Origin of the sequence: Herpetosiphon giganteus (assembly GCF_016907925.1) — a bacterium.
GTDB classification, from domain to species: domain Bacteria; phylum Chloroflexota; class Chloroflexia; order Chloroflexales; family Herpetosiphonaceae; genus Herpetosiphon; species Herpetosiphon giganteus.
This window is the reverse complement of the sequence record NZ_JAFBCZ010000047.1, coordinates 1-20,498: the sequence shown is the minus strand read 5'-3', so window position 1 is coordinate 20,498 and position 20,498 is coordinate 1. Positions and strand designations below refer to the sequence as shown.

The following is a 20,498-nucleotide window of genomic DNA, read 5'->3' as shown; positions in this document are numbered from 1 at the left end:
CGTTCCTTCCACATAGCGCATGGTTACACAACAGCGTGAGCTTAATCCGAGGTTGGTTTAATTGGGCGACCAATAATGGCTTCGTAGCGTTGGGCGAGGGCGGTGTAATCTGAGCGTGGGTCAAGCGCTTTTTGGGCCACCCACATTTGTTGGGCTAAGCCACCAGCCCACAAAGGCACGCCACTCGCACGGGCAGTATCCATAACGGCATTAAGATCTTTGGCCAATAATTCAGCTGCAAAGCCTTTGTTGTAATCGCCGCTGAAGATGGTTTCGGGCAGCCAACGCTCAAGCAAGTAATTCGAGGCCGTAGCATTCAATAAAACATTGCGAATCGTATCAGCTTCCACGCCATTGGCCACGCCAAAGGCCAAAGCTTCGATATTGGCCATCGCAATAATACTGATGGCGAGATTATTGCATAGCTTGACGACAGAGCCAGATCCGCTTGCCCCAATGTAGCTGACTGCGCCGCCGAGCACATCCAAAACCGCTTGACAGCGTTCAAATGTGCTTGCTTCGCCACCGACCATAATTGCCAACTCGCCAGTTTTAGCACGGGCTGGGCCACCGCTAACTGGAGCATCGAGCATGGCTATTTGGCGTTCGGCAAGTTTAGCGGCAATTGCGCGGCTGGCGGTTGGCGCAATTGTGCTCATATCAATACAAATGCTGCCCGCAGCCATGCCCAATGCAGCACCATTCGTGCCAAGCAATGCTGTCTCGACTTGCGGCGCATCAGGTACCATGGTAATCACAATATCGCTGTTTGCGCCTAAGGCTTGGTAATTTTCGGCAATCGTTGCGCCTTGCTGCGCCAATTGCTCGGCGGCTTCGCGGCGTTGGTGCACGCCAACGGTTAATTGATAGCCAGCTTGCAGCAAATTTGCCGCCATCGGTGCGCCCATAGCACCCAACCCGATCAAGCCAATCCGTGGTTTTTGCATGATTATTTCCTTGTTAGCACATCCAAAATTTAGGCTTCAGGCCAACCTGGCTCAGTAATAGCCATATCGAGCGCATCGTTGAAACGATTAAACATCGAAAACAGACTAGTGGTGGCGGTTAATTCGACAATTTCGCCTTCATCGAAATGTTCGCGCAGGCTAGCCCACAGTTCATCGCTGATGCCTTTGGCGTTGACGGTCACTTGTTCGGCGTAGCGCAACGCCACTCGTTCACGCTCAGTCCAGCGTGAATCATCGGGCGCTTGCAGCGCATCGATATTTTCTTGCGAAAGCCCAAGGTTGCGCAAAATCGTTGAGTGCGAGGTTAAACAATAGGCACATTCGTTTAATTGCGATGTGCGCACCACAACCATCTCTTTTAGGCGCAAATCAAGCGTGCCAGTGCTCAGCACAGCACTCATCAAATTGCTGGCGGCGATCATCATCTCTGGGCGGCGGGCAAAGGTGCGAAACATATTTGGCACATTGCCACGTTTGGCATAAAAGCCCTCAAATACCTTGAGCGATGCGGGATCGACTTCGTTGGGCGCGAGTGGTTTTAATCGGGGCATGACACAAAACCTCCACTAAGCCAAATTCGACGGGTTGCATGCTACCACAATCAACAAAACTGAGAAATGCCATAAGCAAACCCGCCCAATGGTGGAGAACCCTGGGCGGGTTGCGTATTGCGCTAAGCCAAATCCTCTGGTTTAGTAGCGAGGTTGGCGGCTGCTGCGAATAATCCAAATCGTGCCGGCTACGATCAGCACTAAGCCGCCAATGCCTGCCAGCCAAATCCACAACGGCACTGCTTGGTTGGCTGCTTGCGCGGTTGGTTGGCTTGGGTTGCTTGGAGCCGAAGAACGTGGCTGCTCGCTAAATCGGTCGGCAGGAGCCGTATCATCGGGCAAGCTTTGGGCTGGGCCTGAGCCTTGGGCTGCTGGCAAGGTTGCGCGCCATTCGCTATCCAAGGTATCAAGGCTACGATTCAAAACCGTTTGCACCGCCACATCATCGGTTACGCCGCTTTTAAATTGCGCGACGAGCTTGGTGATTGACTCGATGCCGTAGGTCGACTCGATGTAGCGCACCACGCTTTCGCTTTGGGCATACGAGAGCAACGCTTTTTCGGGGTCGGATGGAAAGTTCGAAGCCAAAGCGCGCAACGGAATCAATTCGCTATTTTTGGCGGCACGTTCGACCATTTGCTTAAAGCCAGCATCGGGCGAATCTTGGTTGGCCACCGCCAACCCTTCATCGAACCAGACTGGCATGCCGCCGTAGTTGTTGTCGGTGGCTTGGTGTAAAACCAAGTGGCTCAATTCATGTGGCACTAAACGGCCTAATTCGGCCTGATCGCCAGCTTCGATCGAGCCGATAATCAAGCCAAGGTCTGGGCGCGCTTGGCCGCCAATCCAATCGGCTGAGTTGGGTGGCAAGGCTCCGCGCATATCGCGAGTATTGCTATAAACCGAAATCGTCATGGGATCGTCGACCGAGCCACCAATCCGTTGCTCAAGCCGATCGAGGCCACCAAGTGCGCTATCGAGCAAATCTTGGCCCCATTGGGCATCACCATCATACCAGCGCACGGTAATGCCGCGCTCACTTTTTTCTTGCCAATTGAAGCGTGTATCTTGGTAGAGCACCGATTGCTCGGGAGTTTCGGTAATCGTGCCATCTTCGGCGATCAATTGCCATTTGTAGCGCACAGTCACGCCAACGGGCAAAAATTCGACGCTGGTATCGCGGGTAAAGCTGGCCTTGATCGACGTGCCTGGTTGCCATTTGGCCTCGGCCTCGGTATAGGCTGGCACATCGCCTGGCTGCACGCCCAAGGCATATAAAAATGCTACTTCGCGAATTGGCGAGCTTGATTCGGCCTCAAGCTCAAAAACCACATCTTGGCCAAAGCTGCTGGTGGCCTCATTGCGCGAAATTTTGGCTGGCTCAGCTGCCTGAGCCGTCGCTTGGAAGCCTAGCACCACCAAGCATCCCAACATCCACAACACTACTCGTCGCATACAAACCTCGCTTACTCTGCGCCTTCGGTTCTCCAGCGCAAGAAGGCATCGATAAATAAATTAATCTCGCCATCGAGCACTGCTTGAGTATTCGATGTTTCAACATTGGTGCGATGATCTTTGACCCGCCGATCGTCAAGCACATACGAACGAATCTGATTGCCCCACGCGGCATCGCGATGTTCGCCTTTAAGTTTGTTGCGTTCAGCTGCTTGGCGCGCCAACTCGCGTTCCAACAACCGCGCGCGCAAGACGTTCATCGCGGTTTCTTTATTTTGCAATTGCGAACGCTCGTTTTGACAGGTCACGATAATTTCGTCGGGCGTACCACCGCGGTAAACCAAGCGCACCGCTGAGTCGGTGGTGTTTACGCCTTGGCCGCCATGGCCGCCAGCGCGATACACATCAACCCGCAAATCTTCGGGGTTAATTTTAACTTCGGCAGCATCATCGACCTCGGGCAGCACTTCGACTCGCGCAAACGAGGTATGGCGGCGATGGTTGGCATCGAAGGGCGAAAGCCGCACCAAGCGATGAATCCCAGCCTCGGCCTTGGCATAACCATAGGCATAGGGGCCGCGCAATTCCAAGGTAGCACTTTTGATGCCCGCTTCTTCCCCATCCATCAAATCAACGATGGTTGTACGGAAGCCTTGGCTTTCCCCCCAGCGGCTGTACATGCGCAGCAACATCTGTGCCCAATCTTGCGATTCAACCCCGCCAGCGCCCGATTGAATTGAAATAAAGGCATTGGTGCTATCGTATTTTTCGCCCAGCAAAATGCTCAATTCAAGCGTATCAACCGACTTTGCCAAAACACTGACTTCACGCTCAATTTGGTTGAGTGAATCAGGATCGTCGGCGGAAAGTTGCAACAGGTCGCGCAGGGTTGCCAAATCAACAGCCAAACTATCCCACATTTTCAATTCTTCTTGCATGCGGGCGAGGCGTTGCAAGGTTGTTTGGGCTTGTTGCGGGTTCTCCCACAGGGCGGGATCGGCTGCTTGTTGTTCTAATTCATGCAGTTCTGCTTGTTTGGCAGCCCAGTCAAAGCCGCCCCCTTAGCGCATCGAACCGCGCTTGTAACGAGCTTAGTAACGCCCGAAGATCAATAAACTCTGTCATGAGGTTCCTCTAGTCGTTAAACAAAAGATCGAGCGCGATCAGCACTCGACCTCATGATACCCGAAAGCGCTCTTTTTGCGAAGGGTTGAAACCGCGAAGGCCACGAAGATGGACTATTGGCTGGTGGCTTTTGGCTATCGGAAGATTATTGGGTATCTTTTTGCGAAGGGTTGAAACCGCGAAGGCCACGAAGATTTTTTTAGCCACGAATTGCACGAATTCCACGAATAATAATTATTTGAGCCACAGATGCCACAGAAATATGGCATGGATGAGATCCCCTCACCCCCCAGCCCCCTCTCCCACTGGACGCGGGCGAGGGGGAGCACCCGTTTTTAGCGACGAATTACGCAAGAACCACGGCGTTTAAGCCCCTCTCCCAGTGGATGGGAGAGGGGTTGGGGTGAGGGAATCTTAACGCCTACCCTTGAAAGCCAGCCCCCTCGCCCACTGGATGCGGGCGAGGGGGAGCACCCGTTTTTAGCGACGAATTACGCAAGAACCACGGCGTTTAGCCCCTCTCCCAGTGGATGGGAGAGGGGTTGGGGTGAGGGAACACTAAACCGCTAGTTGGTAACCCACGGCGCAAACACCCGATGGGTTGTCGGAGTTGGCGTGGTGTTGGTTGCGGTCGCGGTTGGCGTATTGCTTGGCGTAACGCTCGGCTCAACTGTAACGGTCGTCGTTTGGGTAACGGTCACAATGACAGTTGCGGTGGCCGTTGCGGTTATTGTCGCGGTTTCCGTCGCCGTTGCGGTTATTGTCGCGGTCGCGGTGGCAGTTTCGGTGGCGGTCGCAGTAATGGTTGCAATCTCGGTTGGCGTATTGGTTGGCGTGTTGGTTGGCACGTCGGTCACGATAACCGTCGCCGTATTGGTTGGCGTGTTGGTAGGCACATCAGTTGCCGTTGCCGTCGCTGTGTTGGTTGGCGTGTTGGTTGGCACATCGGTTGGCGTTGCCGTCGCTGTGTTGGTTGGCGTGTTGGTCGGTACATTGGTTGGCGTATTGGTGCTGGTTGGGATTGGGGTTGCAGTTGCATTGCTATCTACAATGTTAATCACAACTTGGTAAGCTGTACCTTGCGTGCCCGTGCCGCCCGAACCAGTAAAGGTTGCAGCTTTGATTACGTGCGTGCCATGGCTCAATGCAGGATTCATGGGCAAGAAATCGAGGCCATTACTTTGATCACCAGCGATAGAATAAGGCCGACCACTTTCGGTGCGATAGATGGCACTATCGACCCAGAAACGCACGCTGCCAATGCCTGTGGCTGGGCTGGTTGGGGCAACAATGCTGATATTACGCGTACCGAGGGTTGCATAATTAATCGTCACGCCGTTGGGAATTGGATCATACAGCACTTGGTCGGTGTCAGCGTTGTACATGATCAAGCGTGGCACATACGAGCCAGTTGGCGTTGGCGTGTTGGTTGGCACGCTGGTTTCGCTGGCGGTTGGCTGAATATTGGTTGGCGTTGGCGTAATTACCGCGCCTGGCTGCGTAAAAACATTGCCAGTTGCCACAGTATTGGGGCCAATCACCACCAAATTATTGCTTGGATGATTGTAAATTATGTTGTTGATAATCGTGTTGAAATCGGTCAGATAATTGACTGGTGTGGTTGGTGGCACGGCCAAATTGGCTTCGCGCACACCAAATTTCTGCGTGCCAGTCGTATTTTCAATAATATTATCTTGCACAGTATAGCGTTGGGCAGGGCCACGCTTGGAGAGCAAGTTAATCCCAGCGTAATCTTGATTGCCAGTGTTATTATCGCGAATGATGTTGCGGCGAATGATATTATTGGCTGCATTTCCACCGCCATTCACTTCAACCCCAGCCCGCACATTGCCTTCCATAATGCTATCTTCGATGATGTTATCGGTATCGCGGGCAGAATTATCGGTATCGCCACCGCCTAAATCGCCAACGCCCGAGCCAGCGTTATTGCGGAAAACGCTTTGGCGAATATTTACCCGTTGATTGCCCCAGCAATAGTACAAACCATCGCCAGCAGTGCCACGGGCAGCATAGCCAAGGTTGCTAATCCCTTGGATTTTGACAAATTCAATATCGCGTGAGGTTGTGCCTGGGTGGAAGCCATGGCCACGATTGGCGGTTGCAAGGCTATTGCTGACCGTGCTTTGGTCGCACGATTGCAAACTTACGCCATCGCTATGCCAATAGCGCACAGTAATATTATCGATCGTGACAAAGCGGCAATAAACAAAGTTAATCGCCCCAATATAAAACTCGTAGAAAGCAGGCTTTTGGTTGGTATTCCAGCCTTCAATCGTCAAATCGCGCACGCCCATATTTTGCAAGCGATTGTTGAAATTGGTTCCAAGCGCAAAAATCGCTGAATAGGCGTGGGATACGACCGAATTGGATGGCACTGAAAGGGTCAGCGGCTTTTTAAGGGTAATCGTGTTGTTGCTCGTATTGATCGAATCGACCATATTTTGCTCAACGCCCCAATTGCCAATGCCTGTGCCTTCAGTCCCTTTAATGATGATACCTTCGCCAGGCTTAAACACCGAGGTATCAGCCACGCTAATCACATTGCTGCCTTGGGTCGCGGCGGCGGTCAACTTCGTATACAAGCCATACGACACTTGTGAAACATTGGCGGTCAGCGGATAATTGACTGCTCGATCAAGCGTAATTGTTTGGTTGGTGGTGTCAAGGCTCATAATTTCATACGAGCCAGGCAAGAAGCGCAGCTCGGTTGAGCGCCAAACATACACAATCATCCCAACTCGAAAAGCGGCAATATTGGCGACTTTAATTGTTGAGAGATTGCTGCCACCTTGGGTCACAAACACTCGTTGCTCGTTGCGGCCAGCCTTTAGAATCGTCTCAGCGCCGACCCCTTGCAAGGTAACCCCGGTTTTCAAATCGAGGTAGGTTTCCAAGGTAAAAGTGCCAGCTGGCAAACTCACCGTGCCGCCACCTTGGGCCGCAGCAGTATCAATTGCCGCTTGAATGCCAAAATCGGGGGCTAATGGATTAAGATAGGGGGTTGCATCAATCGTATTGGCAAACGCCGATTGTAACAGCCAACTAAATGAACCAAGACTGAACGCTAAAATGATAAGAGCACTAACTCCTGACCTGAATCGTTGTTGCACAAAGCTTGGCTGCATAGTTCCTCCGCGCCTGAACATGATGCTGAACAATAAAAAAGGAGCTACAACAGCCCCATGCATCATCTTCCGTGAGCCTTTAATCAAACGTGGAATTATTCAAAACGAGTTTGATTACTGACTCTTATTGTACTATGGCATACCATAGCGCATAGTGGCCTTTTTTCCTACAGGACTTTAGGCCTAATCGACGCGAAATCCCACCTTTATCGCTAGCAAGGCTACCCCTTCAGAGTGAGTGGCCTTAGCCCAATTGGGCTATCCGCAGTGGTTAAACAGCATAAACACCCATAGCAGCTATGCCATAGGTGTTTTAGGTTTGATCGTCGCTATCAGTTCAGATTGGGCAAATTGCCTTCGTCCCAGCCTTGGGGTAAGCCATCAGTTACCAAATCTGTGCTTGTTCAGTCTACCATTGGTGAATGTGTGCGTTTGAAGCCTCGCTTACGCTCATCACTGGTCGCCTGCTTGAGCAGTAGTATAGGGCAATTCGCCCTATTGTCGAGTGTGCTGGTTAATAATATTGACGATTTAATCGTGGCTATATATGGATTATTATGGCTTTGTTAAGGCCTAAATTGGCATTCTTATCTACGTCAACCGATGTCGTTTTTTGTATAGTACCCGCTAGTACCTAGCTAAGCAGATTGTACAACCTGCACAAAAAGCTGCGGTTAAGCACTGGTAGAATTGCCCGATAGCCCAAAAAGTCCAGCGTGGTATTGTATATGCGAAGCCTCTGCTACACTCCTTGTACCAATACCTCACCTCGCCTGCCCATGCTCTCGATGATGCGAGCGTAGGCAGCAGCGATGCTCATTCTCGGCAATGACTGCCCCCAAACGTCGATCCTCTACATCAACGAAAGGACGGGGTCATGGGCATGTTTATGGGTGAGGGCACTCCAGTGCTCCTGCAAACAATCGTCGAATTTGAAGGCAAGGGTTTTTTCAACCCACAAATGCTTGATTTGCGCTATGTCGTGCCAGCCAACCGCACCACCGGCATGCTCTACTTTCGGGCGGGCAGCACCATCAGCAGTCTCGTCAATGTTTCAATTTTGCGCAATAGCCAGGTTTTACGCTATTTTCCGGTCGCCGCCGATTCAGCAATTCATGTGTCGCTCGCCATCGTTGAGGAACACCCCGCCGGAACCGTGCTCGATGTCTGCGTCGCTGGTGAAGGCAGTGGCCTGTTGATCCTCGACATTGGCTACTTAGAAGTGTAGGCAGCGCATGAATGGATTGGTGCGTTTTCGAAACAACCTGCAATGGGCGACAACGCTGCCGCTCTTTCGCCGCCATGGCCTGAGCATTGAACGCCGGCGCTTCACCGACCAACGGCCATTAATGCCGCAACTCGAACGCTGGCGCAACTGGTCAATGCAATTGACGCTCAGTGGTACGCGCTATGTCAGCTATGACGAGCGCAGCTTTTGCCAAGCGCCAACCTCGTTGGTGCTCACCAGCCCACAAGCAGATCCATTACGGATTCGCTATTTGCCTGGTGCAACCACCGATTGGCTCAACTTGACCTGGACAAGCGAGGGTTGGCAACATTTTCTCAATCAGCATGCGCAGTTCAATCAACGCCATGGCTATTTAATTAAAGATGCAGCCCGTTCGCCGTTGTTGGCAGTACGCTATGTGCCGCCACCAGCGCTGCACGCCGCGCGCCAGTTGATGACAATCGCAGGCTTGCCAGAAGCGCCACCAGCGACCTTGGAAAATGCCGCCACTACGCTTTTGGCCCTGCTCAGTGCGCTCGATTTTCAAACAACCTTGCAAGGCTATGCCCCAACCCAAGCCCAATCGGTCGAAAAAGCCCAAGCCTTGATGATGAAAAATCTCGAACGGCCACCAAGCATTAGTCAATTGGCCTCAAGTTTACACATCAGCCCGCGCCAACTGCAACGAGATTTTCTGGCCTGTACCGGGCTTAGCCCGCTCAGTTATTTACAAATGCTGCGGCTCAGCGAGGCCAATATGCTGCTGGCCAGCACCAATTTGCCAATTGGGAGCATTGCCAGTCGGCTTGGTTACGCCAGCGCTGCCCACTTTAGCGCCGCCTTCCGCCGTTTATATGCCTGCACGCCGCGCCAAATTCGCGAATACGACGACGACTTGATGCTTGATACTGTTATGGAGGATGCTCATGGCTGTTCAAATTGAAACGATCAAAAAGCTCAAAAATGGCCTCGATGTCCTGCCCGATCTGTATCGCTATGCCAGCTTGGGCTTCGACGCAATTCCCGAAGATGAGATCGAGCGCTTGAAATGGTATGGTTTGCTGCATCGCAAACAAACGCCAGGCTTTTTTATGCAACGGCTGCGAATTCCCAACGGCATTTTGAGCACCCGCCAAATGCGTGCAATCGTCAGCGTTTCACGCGATTTTGGCCGCAACACCATGGATTTGACGACCCGCGAGAATATTCAATTGCGCTGGCTGCGGATCGAAGATGTGCCCGAAGTGTTTCAGCGCTTGCAAAATGTTGGCCTCACCTCGCAACAAACGGGGCTTGATAATTATCGTAATGTGATGGGCTGCCCATTGGCGGGCCTGCACCACGCCGAAATCTTCAACGCCGCGCCGATTGCCCAAAGCGTTTCGCTGGCCTTGCTTGGCCGCGAATTTAGCGATTTGCCACGCAAATTCAATATTACAATTAGCGGTTGCTCGCACGATTGTGCGCATAGTCGCGCCAACGATATTGGCATGACTCCTGCCGCCAAAGAAATTAATGGCTATCGTGTGCTTGGTTTTCACGTAGCGCTGGGTGGAGCCTTGGGTGGTACAACCCCGCAACTCGGCCAAGATGCGGGCATCTTCTTGACCACCGAACAAGCCTTGCCTTTCTGTCGCGCTGTGTTGAGCGTGTTTCGCGATAATGGCTCGCGCGAAAAACGCACCGAAGCCCGTTTGAAATGGCTGATTCGCGAGTGGAGCATGGCGCGCTTTATGGCCGAAGTTGAAAAAGTCTTTGGCCAGCCATTTTTCAGCGCTGGCGAATCGTTGCTGGCAGCCCACAACGGCGACCATTTGGGCGTGCACAAACAACAAGACGAGGATTTTGTAACCGTTGGGTTATTGGTGCCAGTTGGCCGCACCAATGCTCAGCAAATGGCCGAAATTGCTGATTTAGCTGATGCCTATGGCACTGGCGAGTTGCGCTTAACTCCCGACCAAAACATTCTAATTCCAAATGTGCATGAAACCTGCCTCGAACGCTTATTGGCCGAGCCATTGTTGCAGGTGCTGCAACCGCATGCGCCTGGAGCCTTGCGCGGCTTGGTCAGCTGCACGGGCCGCGATTACTGCCACTTTGCCTTGAGCGATACCAAAGAATTGTCGTTGCAAGTTGCCCAAGAATTAGCCAGCTTAATTCCAGCCGAACGGCGGGTTGATTTGAAAGTGTCGGGCTGTGTGCACGCTTGCGGTCAGCACCATGTTGGCGAAATTGGCTTGCAAGCGCAGCGACTGCGGCTTGAAGATGGCAGCATCGTTGATGCCTTTGATCTATTTGTTGGTGGCAATCATCAGCAACTGGCAACCCTCAAAGCCCGCAAAATTCCGGTTGATCAATTGGCTGGACGGATTGCTGCTGAACTCGCCATTTTGGATGGGGAATAAGATCATGACCAAGCTTGTGCGTTCACAATGCCCCTATTGCGGCGTTGGCTGTGGCATCGAATTAACCGTCAACGCTGGCAAAGTTGTGCGCGTCACTGGCGATAGCGCCCACCCCGCCAATCAAGGCAAGCTCTGTATCAAAGGGGCAACCATTGAGCAAATGCTCACCCCAGAATCACGCCTAACTCACGCCCGAATTCGCAGCGATCGCCATGCAGCGTTGCAATCGGTTGGCCTTGATCAGGCGCTCGATCACGCTGCCCAACGGCTGAATGCAATTCGCACAGCGCATGGCAACGAGGCAATTGGCTTTTATCTTTCGGGCCAACTTACCAACGAAACCAGCTATTTGGTGACCAAACTGTGCAAAGGCTTGCTGGGAACCAACACGATGGATGCTAACTCGCGTTTGTGTATGGCCAGCGCCGTGGCTGCCTACACCCGCACCTTAGGCACCGATGGCCCGCCCTGTAGCTATAGCGACATCGAACAAGCAGATTGTTTCTTGATTGTTGGCTCGAATACCGCCGAATGTCATCCGATTGTTTATCGCCGCATCGAGCAGCAAGTGCGCAAGCATGGCGCAACATTGATTGTGGTTGATCCGCGCCGCACCCAAACTTCACGCTATGCCAGCTTACACTTGGCCGCAGCGCCAGGCAGCGATACAGCATTACTCAATGGTTTATTGCACATTTTGATTCGCGATGGCGCAGTTGATTATGGATTTATCGCCCAACATACGACTGGTTGGAGCGAAATTGCTGCCGCCGTCGCCGCGTGGACTCCAGCCCAAACCGCCTTGGCAACTGGTTTAAGTGTTGATGAAATCGAGGCTGCTGGGGCAATCTTGGTTGCTAGCCAACGCACCTTGAGCCTGTGGAGCATGGGTGTCAATCAAAGCCGCAATGGAGTAGCCAAAGCCACAGCAATCATCAATTTGCACTTGGCAACAGGCCGGATTGGCAAGCCAGGCTGTGGCCCATTTTCGCTGACAGGCCAGCCAAACGCCATGGGCGGGCGCGAAGTTGGCTATTTGGCCCATCAATTGCCTGGCTATCGTCGGGTTGATGTGGCTGAGCATCGCACAGCAATCGAGCAAGCATGGGGCATTCCGCTTGGCAGCATCAGCGCCACGCCCGGCCCCGATGCTCAAACCATGTTCAGCCAATTGGCCGAAGGCAAGCTCAAAGCAATTTGGATCATCGGCACGAATCCGTTGCACTCGATGCCCAACAACAGCACAATTCGGGCAGCCCTCGAAAAAGCTGAATTGGTGATCGTGCAGGACGTGTATAATACAAGCTCATGTTTGGCCTACGCCGATATTGCTTTGCCCGCCGCGCAATGGGCCGAAAGCCTTGGCACATTCACCGCGTCCGATCGCCATATTACCTTGTTGAACCCAGCCTATGACGCTCCAGGCGAGGCGATGCCCGATTGGTGGTTGGTGCAGGCAGTGGCCCAACGCATGGGCTTGGCGCTAAATTTTGCCAATGCAGAAGCAATTTGGGATGAATATCGCAATTTGACCGCTGGGCGCTATCCGCTTGATGTGAGCGGCGTGAGCTACGCACGGCTGCGCAACGGCCCAATTCAATGGCCATGCCCCGCCGACGATCACGCTGGCACTGTGCGTTTGTATAGTGATGGTCGCTTTGCAACCGCCAATGGTCGCGCTAATTTCCACGTAACTGTGCCGGTTGAGCCAGCAGAAGTGCCAAGCTACGAATTTCCATTTTGGCTAACGACTGGGCGGGTTTTGGAGCAATGGCATACGCGCACCCGCACCGCCAACGTGGCTAAGCTCAATCAACGCCATAACGGCAGCTTTATCGAAATTCACCCAGACGATGCCAACACGCTCGGCGTGAGCGCTGGCGAAAAAATCGCGGTCATCGGGCGACGCGGTAGTTGCACCTCGGTGGTGCAAATCAATCCAGAAATTATGCCAGGCTGTTTGTTTATGCCAATTCACTGGGACGATGGCAACCCCAACGTGTTGAGCATCAACGCTGCCGACCCAATTAGCAAGCAACCAGAACTCAAGGCATGTGCAGTCCAATTACGGCCAATCGTCGAAGGCATCAACATCAAATTTGGCGAAGCCGCCACAGTTCCAGCAATGGCCGCTGGCAAACGGAGCAGCCAATGAGTAGTTTAGACGGTCAACGAGTTGCAATTCTTGAAGCGCGTCGCGCCTCAGAATTAGCCAATTTGCTCACTCGCCATGGCGCGACTCCAATCCATGCCCCAGCCTTGCGCGAGGTCAGCGTTGATGCGGCTCCAGTTGCTCAAGCAGTATTACAACAGCTTGAAGCAGGCCAAATCGAGCTACTAATGTTGTTGACTGGGGTTGGCACGCAGCAATTAATTGATGCTGCTGCCAGTTTGGGGCTTGAGCAAGCTATGCTGGCCGCACTGGCCAACACAACCCTCGTTTGCCGTGGCCCCAAGCCAACCGCCGTTTTACGCCGTTATGGATTGCGCCCCAGCATCAGCGCCGCCTCGCCCTATACAATTAACGATTTAATCAGCAGCCTTGATCAGGTTGAGTTGGCTGGACGTGGCGTTGGCTTGCTACACTACGGCGAGCGCGATCGCAAATTAGCCGAATATTGCCTTGAACGAGGGGCCGTGCTCCACGAACAGAGCGTCTACGAATGGCAATTGCCAGCCGACCTCAGCCCACTGGATGCGCTGATCGAGCAAGCAATTGCTGGCGAGATCGCTATTTTTACTTTTACCAGCCAAATTCAGGTGCGCCATTTGTTGCAGGTTGCCGAGCAACAAGGCCAAGCCCACGCATTAATTGCGGCAATGCAACAAGCAATCGTCGCCGCCGTCGGCCCATCATGCGCCCAAACTCTCATCAATGTTGGCATTCACGATGTGATTATGCCCGAGCAACCGTTTATGGGCCAAATGGTGCAACGCATTCTCAATCACGTGAGCATCAATAGTTAAGACCCCTCACCTCCCAACCCCCTCGCCCACTGAATGCGGGCGAGGAGAAGCAGCCGTTTTTACCGACGAATTACATAATAACCATGAATCAAAGCCCCTCGCTCGCGCACGGGTGAGGGAATTGATCCACAACCAATAGCTCAACTCCCTGCAACGAATGCAGTTTCCACCGCTGACGGTGTGATACCGAACCTGTTCGCTTCGCGATAGCTCCTGCAACGCCACGCAGTCTCACCAATGTTGGTGAATCGTGCTACCGATATTTAATTATGTCAAATTAATTATCGCGATCTCCCAAGCGTTCGATGTGTGTGCCACAGGTTTCACGGAGGAGCTTCCAATGTCCAAGTTTAGCCGTCGCGATTTCCTCAAAACTGCCGCAACGTTCGGCGCTGCAATCGCTACTCCTAGCCTATTGAGCGCCTGCGGTAGCGAAACAGCCAACGAAACAGGCGAGCGCCCAATCAAAATTGGCTTTATTCCGCTGACCGATTGTGCTTCGGTGGTGATGGCCCATACTTTGGGCTATTACAAAAAATATGGCGTAAATGTTGAGGTTGTTAAAGAGGCTTCGTGGGCCAATGTGCGCGATAAGCTGTTAACTGGCGACCTCGATGCGGCCCATTGTTTGTTTGGCATGCCGTTCTCGGTCTACACTGGCGTGGGTGGCAAGGCCGCAAGCGAACTCAAAATTGCCATGGTGCTGAACCAAAACGGCCAAGGCATTACGCTCAGCAGCGCATTGGCCAAAGATGTTGGCTATGGCGACCCGAGCAAACTTAAAGCGCTACTAAGCCAACGCCCAGCCGATAAGCCCGCCACCTTTGCCGCCACCTTTCCGGGCGGAACCCACGATCTTTGGCTGCGCTACTGGCTGGCCGCCGCTGGGGTTGATCAGCAAAGCGTCAAAATCATCACGATTCCCCCACCGCAAATGGTCGCCAATATGCGGATCGGTGAGATGGATGGCTTTTGCGTTGGCGAGCCATGGAACGGCGTGGCGGTCAAAGAGGGCATTGGCGAAACCGTTTTAGCAACCCAAGATCTGTGGGCGGGACACCCAGAGAAGGCCTTGGTGGTCAACCCAAGCTTTGCCGAAAAACGCCGCGCTGACCTCAAAAATGTTATGAAGGCGATTCTTGAGGCCTCGCAATGGCTCGACGATTTCAACAACCGCGCCGAAGCAGCCAAGGTCATCGGCGGCCAAGCCTATGTCAACGCCCCAGCCGATGTGATCGAAGCTCGTTTGAAGGGCCAATACAACTTGGGTGCAACCCTCGGCGAACGCACATTCGAGCCAAGCAAAAGCATGGTTTTTCACCAAGCGGGCGCGGTTAACGAGCCACAACGCAGCCATGCAATTTGGTTTATGGCGCAATACCTGCGCTTTGGGCTTGTGCCAAATGCTCCCGACTATAGTGCAATCGCCGATAAGCTGATTTTGCGCGACCTGTATGCAGAGGTCGCCAAGGAAATGAGCTTAACGGTGGCGAGCGACGATTTACAGCCCTTCACCGTCACACTTGATCAACGCAGCTTCGACCCCAAAAGCCCATCCTAGCCCGCAGGCCATCACGACACACCCTCGCGACTGAAGAATCACGGCTTCAGTCGCCGACACACCAGCCACTTGCCAACAACAAAGGAGCAGCTTTATGGCCCAGATGATCGACGTTATTCCCCGACGTGAGCATTCAGCGCTGACCAGCATGCGCTACTGGCTCAAAATGATTTGGCAAACGCTTAACCCAATCATTATCGGCATGCTTATTTTAGCAAGCTTATGGCAAGTTGCTGCATGGATTTCTGATGGAGCTTTACCAACGCCACTCGCCACTGCCAGCACCTTGGGCGAGCTATTAAGCAATCCATTCTACGACAACGGCCCAAACGACAAGGGAATTGGGATTCAGCTCTTGGCCTCGTTGGGAAGGGTTTTTACTGGCTGGGGAATTGGCATCGCGATCGCCATTCCGCTTGGCATGCTTCTTGGTAGTAGTGCTCGGCTGCGCAAAATGCTCGCACCAGTGATTGAAATTTTGCGGCCTGTCTCGCCGCTGGCCTGGTATCCATTAGGTTTAGCGGTACTCCACAATGCACCCAAAGCCGTGGTTTTTGCGATTGTCATTACCTCGCTCTGGCCAACCTTGGTCAATACCACCATGGGCGTGCAAAACATTCCCGCCGATCTCAAAGCTGTTTCCAAAGTATTTCGATTTAGCCGCTGGCGCTATATCAGCAAAGTGCTGTTACCCGCAGCCTTTCCCGCAATCTTGACGGGCATGCGGCTTTCGATGGGCATTGCCTGGATGGTGATTGTGGCTGGCGAAATGCTGGCTGGTGGCACGGGCTTAGGCTTCTTTGTGTGGGATTCGTGGAATGCACTCTCATTGGAGCGGGTGATGAGCGCCATCTTAATTATTGGGATCACTGGTTTGTGTTTAGATCGCGTATTTAGTGTTGTAGGCCAACGCATGGCTGCGTGGCAAGAAGGAGGTCACTAATGGCTCCACGGTTGTTAGCGCGCACCACAATCAATAGCGCAATCCTGCCAATGGAGGCCGCTCCGTTGCTCGAAATTAGCGGTGTGGGCAAAAATTATCCCAGCGGCCAAGGCCAAATCAACATCCTGCGCGATATTGAGCTAACCATTCAATCGGGCGAATTTATTAGCTTTATTGGCCATTCTGGCTGTGGCAAAAGCAGCTTGCTAAATATGATTGCTGGCCTGACGAGCATTAGCACAGGCACAATGCTCTTCGATGGCAAGCCAATTGAAGCCCCAAGCCCAGAACGTGCGATGGTGTTTCAGCATTATTCGCTCTTGCCGTGGCTCTCGGTCTATCAAAATGTCTACGAAGCTGTCGATTCGGTGCAAACTGAGCTGAGCAAAGCAGAGCGTAAAGCCTTGACCGATGCAGTGTTGACGCGGGTTGGCCTCAGCAACCATGTCCACAAAAAGCCAATGCAGCTTTCCGGCGGTATGCGCCAACGGGTAGCAATTGCCCGGGCCTTTGCAGTGCATCCACGGATGCTCTTGCTCGATGAGCCATTTGGCGCACTCGATGCCCTAACCCGTGGCAGCTTGCAAGAAGAATTATTGGATTTGTGGAGCGGCGATGCCCGCACCGAAACCGTCGTAATGGTGACCCACGATATTGATGAAGCGATTTACCTCAGCGATCGGATTGTGGTCTTCAGCGATGGGCCAAGTGCAACGATCAAAGAAATAATTACCGTTGATTTGCCCCGGCCACGCGATAAACAAAGCCTTATGACCAGCCAAACCTGGAATAACCTACGCACTCACCTGCTGCTCTCATTACACTGCTAAACCAACAATCAGTACCCAGAGTTGTGTCTCGGAGGCTGTCTCGATGCTGCGACAGCCTTTTGTATTTAAGGCTACAAACCTCATGCTTGTAGCCCAAAAGCGACACTCAAAAATTCAGCGCATAGATAAAATTGGTTTGGCGTTGGCCCAAACTGCGTGGTATCAACCGCAAGATGCGATTGCGCAGCTGTTGTTGCCATGAATGCGACAAATGCACCAGTGAACCAACCCGCCACGATGTATCAACAATTGCTTGGGCTTTGGGCATACGGCGTTTTTGATAGTGCAAAAAGGCTAATTGGGGTTGCTCGTAGCGCGCAAGCATCTCGGCCAATACCCAAGCATCCTCGATTGCTTGGCAGCCACCTTGGCCAAGGTTGGGTGTTGTCGCATGGGCCGCATCGCCAAGCAAGCCAATTCGGCCTTGATACCAGGTTTTCAGATGGGACAAATCGCTAATATCGGTGCGCAGCAAGGCTTCATCGCTGGTGCGCTCAATCAGCATTTTGGCGATTGCTGGCAAATCATGGCCTTGGGCAAGCAAGGTTTCGCGGGCAGCAGCTGGCGAAGCATCACGCTGGCCTTGAGCTGCAAGGCTGGTCGCATACCAATACACCAAATCCTGCCCAACTGGCGTATAGCCAAACCGCAGCTGCTGGCCCCAAATTTCGGCGGCAACAGACTGGCCTAATTCACGATAATCGAGCTGCACCAAGGCACGATGCGAGGTTTGGCCCGAATAGCGCAAGCGTTGCTTGGGGAAAATCTGCTCGCGCACCGCCGAGCGCAAGCCATCGGCCCCAATCAAGCACGCAGTCTGAATCGTTGAGCCATCGGCAAATTTGGCCTCTACTGCCTCGGCTGTTTGTTGCAAGCCAACTAACCGCTTGCCAAGCTGCACGCAATCTGCTGGCAAGGCTTCGAGCAAGGTCTGTTGCAAAGCGGCACGGCTAATCGTCAGCAACTCTTGGCCAAAACGCTCACGCATTAATTTCAAATCAAACCCAGGCAATAAACTCCGGCCTTGCGCATCCACAATGCCAAATTCGCTGCCGCCCAATGCACTAAGGCACAGCCCACGCTGGCGTACAGCTTCAGCCAAGCCCCAACGTTCGAGCAAGTTCATGGCATTAGGAGCTAATAAAATGCCCGCGCCAACAGGCCGTAGCACTGGCGCAGCCTCATAGATTTGCACTGGAATCTGGCGTTGCTGTAGGCCAATTGCCAAACATAAACCGCCAATTCCCCCGCCAATGATCGTTATCGGTTGCATTGCATCCTCGTCGAATTTAATCAATCTAAGTAAAACATACCTTATAGTATGTTTTAAGTCAAGGGTTAATTATTCGAAAATTTATGTCAACTTAAAAAGCGTTGTACAATACAAGCGCTAGCTGAAATGGGCTAGCCAGAGTTTTTATGAGGCCTGCGACTATGCAATTAACCGGAATCCACCATCTTACGGCAGTCAGCGCCAATGTGCGTGAAAATTATCGTTTTTATACTCAAGTTTTAGGCATGCGGCTGGTCAAGCGCACCGTTAATCAAGATGATGTGAGTGCTTATCATTTATTTTATGCTGATGGCGCAGGCACACCTGGCAGCGACATTACCTTTTTTGATTGGCCAGTTGGGCCAGAACAACGCGGGACGCATAGCATTTGCAACACCGCACTGCGGGTCACTGGCAAAGCCAGCCTTGAGTGGTGGGCTGAACACTTGAGCCAACAAGGTGTTCAGCATAGTGGCGTGCTTGAGCGTGATGGCCGCTTGACGATCGATTTTGCTGATAACGAAGGCCAACGCCTGAGCCTGATTGATGATGCAGGCGCTGGCGACCCAAATACGCCATGGGATGCCAGCCCAGTCCCTGCTGAGCACCAAATTCGTGGGCTTGGGCCAATTCGTATGAGCGTGCCCAAGCTTGAAGCTAGCGATACTGTGTTGACCAAAGCGCTAAATATGCGCCAAGTGCGCCAATATAGCCTCAACGAAGGCAAGGAATACACAGTGTATGTCTATGAAATGGGCAAAGGTGGCGTAGATGCAGAATTGCATGTTGTGGTGCAGCCAGATTTAGCGCCAGCCCAACCAGGCGCTGGTGGCGTGCATCACGTGGCATTTCGCACGCCCAACGAAGAAGAATATCATGGCTGGACGCGGCGTTTGCGCGAATTGAGCATTCGCACCAGTGGCGAAATTGATCGCTACTACTTCCGCAGCCTCTATTTCCGCGAGCCAAATGGCATTTTGTTTGAAATTGCCACCGATGGGCCAGGCTTTGCGGTCGATGAAGATCCAGCAACCTTGGGCGAATCGGTGGTGTTGCCACCATTCCTTGAGCCACGTCGCGAGGCCATTGTTGCCAACCTCAAGCCACTAACCTAAACAAGCCGAGCGCGCTTGCTGCGATGGTAAGCGCGCTCGATTGAGTTGCCAAATTCGCCAAACAGATTAAAATAACACACCTGTTCGTTTAATTTTGCGAGGTGCAAATTCATGGCACGTCCACGCCGCAAACGCTACCAAGGCATTACTCCGCCGCAGCATTGCCCAGCATCTGAGCTAAAAAGCGTCGCTGAATTACGCTTGAGCGATAATGGCAACTATGCGCAATTGAGCATGCAGCAGCTTAATTTCAGTCAACAACGGGCCAAAGATATTTTCATGGAGCAATCGATTGTGCGCCAATGCCAATTTGATCAAGTGGTATTGCAGCAATCGCAGCTGGTTGATAGCAGCTTTGAGCAATGCGATTTGAGCCATGCCAATTGGGAGAAAAGCCACCTTGAGCGGTTAGAATGGCATAATAGCCGTTTAGGTGGCATGAAATTTGTCGAAGCCCAAGCCGAGCATATTGTCTTTAATACTTGTCAACTTGATTATAGTGTCTGGTGGTCGGCGCGGCTTGAGCATGTGCACTTCGTCGATTGTCGTATGCTCGAAAGCACGTTTGAATCTGCCAAACTAAGCGATGTTAGCTTTCGCAATTGCGATCTGAGTCGGGCCAATTTTCGCAATGCCACGTTAAGCAATGTTGATATTCGCGGCTCGCAGATCGCAGGCATGCAGATCGAGCCAAAGCAGCTGCAAGGCTTGATTATCGAGCCACGCCAAGCGCTAGAAATCGCCCAAGCGCTGGGCCTAACCATCCGCGAGTTAGAAACTGAGGAATAAGCTTAACCAAAAAGAAGACTCCGTTGGATGTCCAACGGAGTCTATCTTGGAATGGTACGCATCCCCCTACGTTCCCACAGCGGGTGCTGCAGTAGCCTCGGTGTGTGTCGCGTTCACGGCCTGGTTCGGGATGGAGCAGCGT

Annotated in this window: 16 protein-coding genes; 10 read left to right on the top strand and 6 right to left on the bottom strand. The window is 52.7% G+C overall.

Going from position 1 to position 20,498, the window contains the following annotated elements; genetic code table 11:
• Nucleotides 1-41: 41 nt before the first annotated feature.
• From JOD20_RS25055 to JOD20_RS25035, 5 genes are all read right to left on the bottom strand, one after another.
• Nucleotides 42-947, bottom strand: a complete 906-nt coding sequence (locus tag JOD20_RS25055; RefSeq protein WP_204757906.1) for an NAD(P)-dependent oxidoreductase — start codon at nt 945-947, stop codon at nt 42-44.
• 29 nt (nt 948-976) lie between these two features.
• Nucleotides 977-1,519, bottom strand: a complete 543-nt coding sequence (locus JOD20_RS25050; RefSeq protein WP_204757905.1) for a carboxymuconolactone decarboxylase family protein — start codon at nt 1,517-1,519, stop codon at nt 977-979.
• A 141-nt stretch (nt 1,520-1,660) separates the two neighbouring features.
• Complete coding sequence (locus JOD20_RS25045) at nt 1,661-2,974, bottom strand: peptidase MA family metallohydrolase (RefSeq protein ID WP_204757904.1); 1,314 nt, start codon at nt 2,972-2,974, stop codon at nt 1,661-1,663.
• An 11-nt stretch (nt 2,975-2,985) separates the two neighbouring features.
• Nucleotides 2,986-4,099 (bottom strand): peptide chain release factor 2 gene (gene prfB / locus JOD20_RS25040; RefSeq protein ID WP_204757903.1). Its coding sequence is split into 2 segments (ribosomal slippage): nt 2,986-4,023 and nt 4,025-4,099, totalling 1,113 coding nucleotides; the frame shifts between segments, so codons are not numbered across the junction.
• 566 nt (nt 4,100-4,665) lie between these two features.
• Nucleotides 4,666-7,245, bottom strand: coding sequence for a right-handed parallel beta-helix repeat-containing protein (locus JOD20_RS25035; protein WP_204757902.1), 2,580 nt, complete (start codon nt 7,243-7,245; stop codon nt 4,666-4,668).
• 877 nt (nt 7,246-8,122) lie between these two features.
• Between JOD20_RS25035 and JOD20_RS25030 the strand changes: the two genes are divergently transcribed.
• The 8 genes from JOD20_RS25030 (at nt 8,123) to JOD20_RS24995 (ending at nt 17,179) form a co-directional block, all read left to right on the top strand.
• Nucleotides 8,123-8,473, top strand: coding sequence for a hypothetical protein (locus JOD20_RS25030; RefSeq protein WP_204757901.1), 351 nt, complete (start codon nt 8,123-8,125; stop codon nt 8,471-8,473).
• A gap of 19 nt (nt 8,474-8,492) precedes the next feature.
• Nucleotides 8,493-9,416, top strand: a complete 924-nt coding sequence (locus JOD20_RS26935) for a helix-turn-helix domain-containing protein (protein ID WP_204757900.1) — start codon at nt 8,493-8,495, stop codon at nt 9,414-9,416.
• Nucleotides 9,400-10,878 (top strand): hypothetical protein, encoded by a 1,479-nt coding sequence (locus tag JOD20_RS25020; protein WP_204757899.1) that lies wholly within the window; start codon nt 9,400-9,402, stop codon nt 10,876-10,878. Before JOD20_RS26935 ends, JOD20_RS25020 begins: the two co-directional genes overlap by 17 nt.
• A 4-nt stretch (nt 10,879-10,882) precedes the next feature.
• Nucleotides 10,883-13,033: a molybdopterin oxidoreductase family protein gene (locus JOD20_RS25015; protein ID WP_204757898.1), complete on the top strand. Its 2,151-nt coding sequence runs from the start codon at nt 10,883-10,885 to the stop codon at nt 13,031-13,033.
• Nucleotides 13,030-13,845, top strand: a complete 816-nt coding sequence (locus tag JOD20_RS25010; RefSeq protein ID WP_204757897.1) for a uroporphyrinogen-III synthase — start codon at nt 13,030-13,032, stop codon at nt 13,843-13,845. Before JOD20_RS25015 ends, JOD20_RS25010 begins: the two co-directional genes overlap by 4 nt.
• 340 nt (nt 13,846-14,185) lie before the next feature.
• Nucleotides 14,186-15,406, top strand: coding sequence for a CmpA/NrtA family ABC transporter substrate-binding protein (locus JOD20_RS25005; protein ID WP_204757896.1), 1,221 nt, complete (start codon nt 14,186-14,188; stop codon nt 15,404-15,406).
• 94 nt (nt 15,407-15,500) lie between these two features.
• A complete protein-coding gene (gene ntrB / locus JOD20_RS25000; RefSeq protein ID WP_204757895.1) occupies nt 15,501-16,349 on the top strand; it encodes a nitrate ABC transporter permease in 849 nt (282 codons plus the stop codon).
• On the top strand, nt 16,349-17,179 hold the full coding sequence (locus JOD20_RS24995) for an ABC transporter ATP-binding protein (protein ID WP_204757894.1): 831 nt from the start codon (nt 16,349-16,351) through the stop codon (nt 17,177-17,179). The genes ntrB and JOD20_RS24995 overlap by 1 nt, the downstream gene beginning before the upstream one ends.
• Before the next feature lie 106 nt (nt 17,180-17,285).
• Here the strand turns inward: JOD20_RS24995 and JOD20_RS24990 are convergent, their stop codons facing one another.
• Nucleotides 17,286-18,452 carry an FAD-dependent monooxygenase gene (locus JOD20_RS24990; protein WP_204757893.1) on the bottom strand — a complete coding sequence of 389 codons (1,167 nt, stop codon included), beginning with the start codon at nt 18,450-18,452 and terminating at the stop codon, nt 17,286-17,288.
• Between the two features lie 161 nt (nt 18,453-18,613).
• On the opposite strand from JOD20_RS24990, the gene JOD20_RS24985 reads away from it, so the two are divergent.
• Together JOD20_RS24985 and JOD20_RS24980 are read left to right on the top strand one after the other, a co-directional pair.
• Complete coding sequence (locus tag JOD20_RS24985) at nt 18,614-19,567, top strand: ring-cleaving dioxygenase (protein ID WP_204757892.1); 954 nt, start codon at nt 18,614-18,616, stop codon at nt 19,565-19,567.
• 111 nt (nt 19,568-19,678) lie between these two features.
• Complete coding sequence (locus JOD20_RS24980; RefSeq protein ID WP_204757891.1) at nt 19,679-20,356, top strand: pentapeptide repeat-containing protein; 678 nt, start codon at nt 19,679-19,681, stop codon at nt 20,354-20,356.
• The last annotated feature ends 142 nt before the right edge of the window (nt 20,357-20,498 follow it).